This window comes from Mycobacterium sp. E740 (assembly GCF_001672895.1).
Taxonomy (GTDB): Bacteria; Actinomycetota; Actinomycetes; order Mycobacteriales; family Mycobacteriaceae; genus Mycobacterium.
The window spans coordinates 22469-29493 of sequence record NZ_LZKP01000007.1 but is presented as its reverse complement, the minus strand read 5'-3'; the positions used below and the strand labels follow the sequence as shown (position 1 = coordinate 29493).

Below are 7025 nucleotides of genomic sequence, written 5' to 3'. Positions count from 1 at the left end.
GGCCAGGTAGCCGTGCAGATTCATCTGCCCCAGCCCGATCGCATGAGAGTCGTTGTTGCCCTGCTCGATCGACGGCACCGACGCGATGTGCGTCTGATCCGACACCGCGGTCAGCGCCCGGATCGCCACCTCGACGGTTTGCGCGAAGTCCGGCGAGTCCATGGCCTTGGCGATGTTCAGCGAACCGAGGTTGCACGAGATGTCCTTGCCCACCTTGGCGTACGACAGGTCTTCGTTGAACAGCGACGGCGTCGACACCTGCAGGATCTCCGAGCACAGGTTGGAATGCGTGATCTTGCCGTCGATCGGGTTGGCCCGGTTCACCGTGTCCTCGAACATGATGTACGGATAGCCCGACTCGAACTGCAGCTCGGCCAGTGTCTGGAAGAACTCGCGGGCCTTGATCTTCGTCTTGCGGATGCGCGCGTCGTCGACCATCTCGTAGTACTTCTCGGTGACCGAGATGTCGGCGAACGGCATGCCGTAGACGCGTTCGACGTCGTACGGCGAGAACAGGTACATGTCCTCGTTCTTCTTGGCCAGCTCGAACGTGATGTCGGGGATCACGACGCCGAGGCTCAGCGTCTTGATCCGGATCTTCTCGTCGGCGTTCTCCCGCTTGGTGTCCAGGAAGCGGTAGATGTCCGGGTGGTGCGCATGCAGGTACACCGCACCCGCACCCTGCCGCGCGCCGAGCTGGTTGGCGTAGGAGAACGAGTCCTCGAGCAGCTTCATGATCGGGATGACGCCCGAGCTCTGGTTCTCGATGTTCTTGATCGGGGCACCATGCTCGCGAATGTTCGTCAGCAGCAACGCAACTCCGCCACCGCGCTTGGACAGCTGCAGCGCAGAGTTGATCGAGCGGCCGATCGATTCCATGTTGTCTTCGATTCGAAGGAGGAAGCAGCTGACCGGCTCGCCGCGCTGCTTCTTGCCCGAGTTGAGGAACGTCGGGGTGGCCGGCTGGAAGCGGCCGTCCATGATCTCGTCGACCAGCTTCTCGGCCAGCGACGTGTCCCCGGCGGCCAGCGTCAGCGCCACCATCACGACGCGGTCCTCGAAGCGCTCGAGGTAGCGCTTCCCGTCGAAGGTCTTCAGGGTGTAGGACGTGTAGTACTTGAACGCTCCGACGAACGTCGGGAACCGGAACTTCTTGGCGTACGCGCGATCGAGCAGGGTCTTGACGAAGTTGCGCGAGTACTGGTCGAGCACCTCGCGCTCGTAATAATCCTTCTGGATCAGGTAGTCGAGCTTCTCGTCCTGATTGTGGAAGAACACGGTGTTCTGGTTGACGTGTTCCAAGAAGTACTGCCTCGCGGCGAGCACGTCTTTGTCGAACTGAATCTTTCCGTCCGCGTCGTACAGATTCAGCATCGCGTTGAGCGCGTGGTAGTCCATCTCGCCCGGCAGCGTGGCGGGCGCGGCGGACGTTACAGGCTCTGCAGCTGTGGCGGTTGGTGACACGTCTGGTCCTTCCAAAACTCTTCCAAGCCCGATCGGACGGCGGCTACGTCGTCCGGGGTTCCCATCAGTTCGAAGCGGTACAGGTACGGCACGCCACACTTGCGGGATACGACATTGCCCGCATAGGCGAACTCGGCGCCGAAGTTGTTGTTGCCCGCGGCGATGACGCCGCGGATCAACGACCGGTTGTGTTCATTGTTGAGAAACGCGATGACCTGCTTGGGCACATAGCCACCGTCGTTGATGTCCGGCGTGGCGCGCCCACCGCCGTAGGTGGGCAGCACCAGCACGTAGGGCTCGTCGACCTCGATGCGCCCGTGCAGCGGAATCCGGGTGGCGGGCAGACCCAGCTTCGCGACGAAGCGGTGGGTGTTCTCCGAAACGCTGGAGAAGTAGACGAGATTACTCACCGCTTCCTCCTCTTCCTGCCCTCTCGAGTGCTCCTAAGCCGTGACCGCGACAGCTCCGAGCGCCTTGATGCGGTCGGGCCGGAATCCGGACCAGTGCTCGTTGCCGACGACCACGACCGGCGCCTGCAGATAGCCGAGCGCCATCACGTAGTCGCGCGCCTCGCTGTCCAGGCTGATGTCGACGGTCTCGTAGGCGATGCCCTGCTTGTCCAGCGCCTTGTAGGTGGCGTTGCACTGCACGCATGCCGGCTTGGTGTACACGGTGATCGAGTGCTGAGTCATCTGCGGTACGGCTCCTCTACAACTGGCACTGAACTGGCAACTGGTCGGATACTTCATTCGGCCGAGATTCACTGAATTTCAGCGGTCCGGAGACCCCGTAAATTCCTGCCGCCCGGGGCCGCCTTCCGGGGTGCCTTGACGCCGACACGGCCGGATTCGGGACTCCGGCCGACCCTCGGAGAGCTTGGGAGTTCGTGGGGCCTGTCGGTGCTCGAAACACTACACCTAGTGTCCGACATTGCGAAGGAATACCAGATGTTCTGAATGACAATTTTGGAATTCCCAGGTCGTAAGCAGTTCGTCAAGCCAATCCTCGGCGTGTCGCAGATCACATTTGCCGCGTGTCGCTCGCATGCGGCAGGTATAGCAGTCGGCACCGACAAGCCTCGCGAACCGCGCCCAAACAGCAAAGCCGCCAGCCCCCGTCGAGAGACGAAGTGGCCGGCGGCTGCAACTGGCGGTCAGCTGACCTCGGCGGCCAGCTTCCCGACGATGTCGCGCAGGTTCGCGGCGACTTCCTCGTTCTCCCGTGGGTGCCGACCGTCGAACGCCTTGGTCGAGACGGACAGCTTGAGATCCTCGACGACCCGCGGGCCGGCGATCCCGAACGACTTGCGCGTCTCGTCATGCGCCCACACACCGCCGTACTGTCCGAGCGCCGCACCGACGACCGCGAGCGGCTTGCCCTGGAGCGCGCTGTTGCCGTAGGGCCGGGACAACCAGTCGATCGCGTTCTTCAGCACGCCCGGGATGCTGCCGTTGTACTCGGGGGTGACGACCAGGGCCGCGTCGGCCTCCGCGGCGGCCCGCCGCAGCGCCACCACCGGTTCGGCGACGTCCTCGTTGTCGATGTCCTCGTTGTAGAAGGGCAGCTCACCGAGGCGATCGAACCACTGCAGGTCCACTCCGTCGGGTGCGGTCTCGACCGCAAGCTCGACCAGCTGCCGGTTGATTGACGCGGCCCGCAGGCTGCCCAACAGCACCAGCACCTTGATGGTGTCCGACATGTTCATGTTCCCTTCGGTCGTCGGTGGACATCTTCCCACAGCACAACCGGACCGTGGTCCGATTAATTCCGGCTGAACTAAACTGACGTCATGGCCGCACCTCGTCCCCTCAGCGAGCTGCCGGTCACCGACCAGGCTCCCTCCGAGCGCGGCGACGCCGCGCGCAACCGGACCCTACTTCTCGACGCCGCGCGGCGCCTGATCGCCGAACGCGGGGCCGACGCCGTCACCACCGACGACATCGCCACCGCCGCCGGCGTCGGCAAAGGCACCTTGTTCCGCCGGTTCGGCAGCCGCGCGGGGCTGATGATCGTGCTGCTCGACGAGGACGAGAAGGCCCACCAGCAGGCGTTCCTGTTCGGCCCGCCGCCGCTGGGGCCCGGCGCCCCGCCGCTCGACCGCCTGCTCGCCTATGGCCGCGACCGACTGCGGTTCGTGCACCGCCACCACGCGCTGCTCTCCGATGCCAACCGCGATCCGCAGACGCGGTTCAACGCCGCCGCGACCCTGCACCACCGGCACGTGCGAGTGCTGTTGGAGGCCGCAGGCACAACCGGCAGCCTCGACGCACACGCCACCGCCTTGCTCGCATTGCTCGACGCGGACTACGTGCACCACGAACTCAACGTGCGCGGCGCGACGCTCGAGTCACTCGGCGACGCCTGGGAATCGTTGGCCCGCAAGCTGTGCGGGCGATGAGCGGTCAGCTCCGATGAGGCGCTGGATTCTGCACGTCGACCTCGACCAGTTCCAGGCCGCGGTCGAGATCCGTCGCCACCCCGAACTCGCCGCCGCACCGATCATCGTGGGCGGCAACGGCGACCCCAACGAGCCGCGCAAGGTCGTCACGTGCGCCTCGTACCCGGCCCGCGCATACGGGGTGCACGCGGGCATGCCCTTGCGCACCGCCGCCCGCAAGTGCCCGGAGGCGACGTTCCTGCCACTGGACACCGCGGCCTACGACGAGGCGTCCGAGCATGTGATGGGCCTGCTACGCGACCTCGGCCACCCGGTGGAGGTATGGGGGTGGGACGAGGCCTACGTCGGCGCCGATCTCGACGACTCGCAAAGCCCATTCGAGTTGGCAGCGCGGATCCGCGAGGTGATCAGCGCCGAAACCGGCCTGTCGTGTTCGGTGGGCATCAGCGACAACAAGCAGCGCGCCAAGGTCGCCACCGGGTTCGGCAAACCGAAGCGCGGATGCGCCGAGGCACGCGGCATCTACCAACTCACCGACGAGAATTGGATGGCGGTGATGGGCGACCGCGACGTCAGCGCCCTGTGGGGCGTCGGCCCGAAGACGGCGAAAAAGCTTGCGGCGCTGGGCATCGACACAGTCAGCGACCTCGCCGCCACCGACGCTTCGGTGCTCAGCGAGACCTTCGGGCCCACCACCGGGCTGTGGATCCTGCTGCTCGCCAAGGGTGGCGGCGACGCCGACGTCAGCGCCGCCCCCTGGGTGCCGCGCTCGCGCAGCCATGTCGTCACCTTCCCCAGCGACCTCACCGACCGCGCCGAGATGGACGCCGCCGTAGCAGATTTGGCGCGACAGACCCTGGCCGAAGTAGTCGCACAGAACCGCGTCGTCACCCGGGTTGCCGTGACGGTGCGGACCAAGACGTTCTACACCAGAAGCAAGATCCGCAAGCTACCCGAGCCGGCGGTCGACGCGGAGATCGTCACGCGGACAGCGCTCGATCTCCTCGGCCAGTTCGAGCTCGACCGGCCCGTCCGACTGCTGGGCGTGCGACTGGAGCTGGCGCCGCCCGAGGGCGGCTACTAGTCACACCCCCGCAATACGCTGCCGTCATGCTGCACACGATCGCCATCCGCGGATACCGGTCGCTGCGCGACGTCGTCCTACCACTGGGCCGGCTCACCGTCGTCACGGGCGCCAACGGCACCGGCAAGTCGTCGCTGTACCGCGCACTGAGACTGCTGGCGGACTGCGGCCGGGGTGAGGTGATCGGATCGCTGGCGCGCGAGGGCGGCCTGCGGTCGGTGCTGTGGGCCGGTCCTGAGCACCTCGAGCGTGCGCGCCGGACGGGACGGGCCGAGGGCACCCGCCGAACATCCCCCGTGGCACTGGAACTCGGCTTCGCGTCCGACGACTTCGGTTACCTCGTCGATCTCGGTCTGCCTCAGATGGCCGGAATCAGCTCGATGTTCGATCTCGATCCGGAGATCAAACGTGAAGTCGTGTTCGCGGGCCGGGTGATGCGGAGCAGTTCGACGTTGGTGCGCAGAACCCGCGATTATCTGGAGTCGAGCTCGCAGACGGGCCGCGGCTTCGACAAGCTGTCGCAGTCGTTGCCGACCTACCGAAGCGTGCTCGCCGAGTTCGCCCATCCCGACGCGCATCCGGAACTCGCTGCCGTCCGGGACCGCCTGCGTGACTGGCGGTTCTACGACGGTTTCCGGGTCGACGCCACCGCACCATGTCGGCAGCGCCATGTCGGAACGAGGACACCTGTGCTCTCCGACGACGGTGCCGACCTGGCGGCAGCGATCCAGACAATCATCGAGGCCGGCTTCGACGATCTTCAGCGCGCCGTGGCTGAGGCCTTCGACGGTGCATCGGTTTTCGTATCGGCCAACGACGGTCTCTTCGACCTTCAACTGGAGCAGCGCGGCATGCTGCGTCCGTTGCGCGCGGCCGAACTGTCCGACGGCACATTGCGATTCCTGCTCTGGGCGGCGGCATTACTGAGCCCCCAGCCCCCTTCTCTCATGGTGCTCAACGAACCCGAGACTTCGTTGCATCCAGACCTGGTGCGCCCGCTGGCGTCGTTGATCCGCGCGGCCGCGGTCAACGCGCAGGTCGTCGTCGTCACCCATTCCACGGCATTGCTCGACTTTCTCGACACGGTCCCCGTCGCCGATGCCGAAGGTGATGACGCAGTAGAGATCGCGCTCTACAAGGACTTCGGCGAAACCCGCATCGACGGGTTGGGCATGCTCACGTCGCCGCCCTGGGAGTGGGGCCGGCGCTAGCGGCGCGCCGCGGGCCGCAATGCCTTGGTGAACAACACGTTCGCCTGACGCATCGCGACGCTGTACGGCCACCACATGGTGCGCTTGAACAGATACAGCGCCCGGATGTCGGCTGAGGTGTAGATCAGGAACCGGTTGCGGCGAACGCCCTTGAGGATGCAGTCGGCAGCGCGCTCGGGTGACACGGCATGGCCACCGAACCGATCGGTCCACTTCTTCACCCGTGGATCCTCGCGATCCACGCCGGCGATCTGGACCGTCTGCACCAGAGGGGTTTTCACCGCGCCGGGAACGACGACGGAGACGCCGATGCGGTGCCGCGCCAGGTCGAAGCGCAACACCTCCGACATACCGCGCAAGCCGTACTTGCTCGCGCTGTAGGCCGCGTGCCACGGCAGCGCCACCAGTCCGGCCGCCGACGAGACGTTGACGAGATGACCGCCGGTCCCCGCCGCGACCATCGGCGGCACGAACGCCTCGATGACGTGGATCGGGCCCATGAGGTTGATGTCGACCATCGACTTCCAGTGCTGATGGGTCAGCGTCGACACGGTTCCCCAGGCTGAGACACCGGCGATGTTCATCACGATGTCCATCGCGGGATGGCGCGAATGGATGTCGTCGGCGAACGCGACCACGGCGTCGTAGTCAGAGATGTCAAGCGCACGATGCTCGGCGACCTCGGCGCCGAGTGACCGCGCGTCGGCGACCGTCTGCTCCAGGCCCTCGGCATCGCGGTCGGTGAGATACAGTTCGGCGCCTTCGGCAGCCAGCTTCAGCGCGGTGGCGCGGCCGATGCCGCTGGCGGCTCCCGTCAGAAGACAACGCTTGTTCGCAAAGCCGCTGGGCGCCATGGCCGTGAGGATAC

At 65.8% G+C, this 7025-nt stretch carries 8 protein-coding genes; 3 read left to right on the top strand and 5 right to left on the bottom strand.

What is annotated here, in order from left to right; all coding sequences use genetic code 11:
* The 4 genes from nrdE to A5663_RS00400 all read right to left on the bottom strand — a co-directional run.
* Positions 1-1464: class 1b ribonucleoside-diphosphate reductase subunit alpha (gene nrdE, locus A5663_RS00415; RefSeq protein WP_068142937.1), on the bottom strand; the 1464-nt coding region annotated here is incomplete at its 3' end.
* Positions 1431-1874, bottom strand: a complete 444-nt coding sequence (gene nrdI / locus A5663_RS00410; protein WP_068142931.1) for a class Ib ribonucleoside-diphosphate reductase assembly flavoprotein NrdI — start codon at positions 1872-1874, stop codon at positions 1431-1433. The genes nrdE and nrdI, both read right to left, overlap by 34 nt.
* Positions 1875-1907: 33 nt before the next feature.
* On the bottom strand, positions 1908-2156 hold the full coding sequence (locus tag A5663_RS00405) for a redoxin NrdH (protein ID WP_068142930.1): 249 nt from the start codon (positions 2154-2156) through the stop codon (positions 1908-1910).
* 461 nt (positions 2157-2617) lie between these two features.
* On the bottom strand, positions 2618-3163 hold the full coding sequence (locus A5663_RS00400) for an NAD(P)H-dependent oxidoreductase (protein WP_068142936.1): 546 nt from the start codon (positions 3161-3163) through the stop codon (positions 2618-2620).
* 90 nt (positions 3164-3253) lie between these two features.
* Between A5663_RS00400 and A5663_RS00395 the strand changes: the two genes are divergently transcribed.
* The 3 genes from A5663_RS00395 to A5663_RS00385 are packed head-to-tail and all read left to right on the top strand — an operon-like array spanning position 3254 to position 6157.
* Entirely contained in the window at positions 3254-3862 is a 609-nt protein-coding gene (locus A5663_RS00395; RefSeq protein ID WP_068142929.1) for a TetR/AcrR family transcriptional regulator, read from the top strand.
* Between the two features lie 13 nt (positions 3863-3875).
* Complete coding sequence (locus A5663_RS00390; protein WP_068142928.1) at positions 3876-4946, top strand: DNA polymerase IV; 1071 nt, start codon at positions 3876-3878, stop codon at positions 4944-4946.
* A gap of 26 nt (positions 4947-4972) precedes the next feature.
* A complete protein-coding gene (locus tag A5663_RS00385) occupies positions 4973-6157 on the top strand; it encodes an AAA family ATPase (RefSeq protein ID WP_068142927.1) in 1185 nt (394 codons plus the stop codon).
* On the opposite strand, the gene A5663_RS00380 is transcribed toward A5663_RS00385, so the two are convergent.
* On the bottom strand, positions 6154-7011 hold the full coding sequence (locus tag A5663_RS00380; protein WP_068142926.1) for an SDR family oxidoreductase: 858 nt from the start codon (positions 7009-7011) through the stop codon (positions 6154-6156). The genes A5663_RS00385 and A5663_RS00380 overlap by 4 nt on opposite strands.
* Between the last annotated feature and the right edge of the window lie 14 nt (positions 7012-7025).

Excerpts from the sequence above, each read along its gene's own strand:
- A5663_RS00405 (WP_068142930.1), bottom strand. The coding sequence starts at position 2,156 with ATGACTCAGCACTCGATCACCGTGTACACCAAGCCGGCATGCGTGCAG.
- A5663_RS00400 (WP_068142936.1), bottom strand. The coding sequence starts at position 3,163 with ATGTCGGACACCATCAAGGTGCTGGTGCTGTTGGGCAGCCTGCGGGCC.
- A5663_RS00395 (WP_068142929.1), top strand. The coding sequence starts at position 3,254 with ATGGCCGCACCTCGTCCCCTCAGCGAGCTGCCGGTCACCGACCAGGCT.
- A5663_RS00390 (WP_068142928.1), top strand. The coding sequence starts at position 3,876 with ATGAGGCGCTGGATTCTGCACGTCGACCTCGACCAGTTCCAGGCCGCG.
- A5663_RS00385 (WP_068142927.1), top strand. The coding sequence starts at position 4,973 with ATGCTGCACACGATCGCCATCCGCGGATACCGGTCGCTGCGCGACGTC.
- A5663_RS00380 (WP_068142926.1), bottom strand. The coding sequence starts at position 7,011 with ATGGCGCCCAGCGGCTTTGCGAACAAGCGTTGTCTTCTGACGGGAGCC.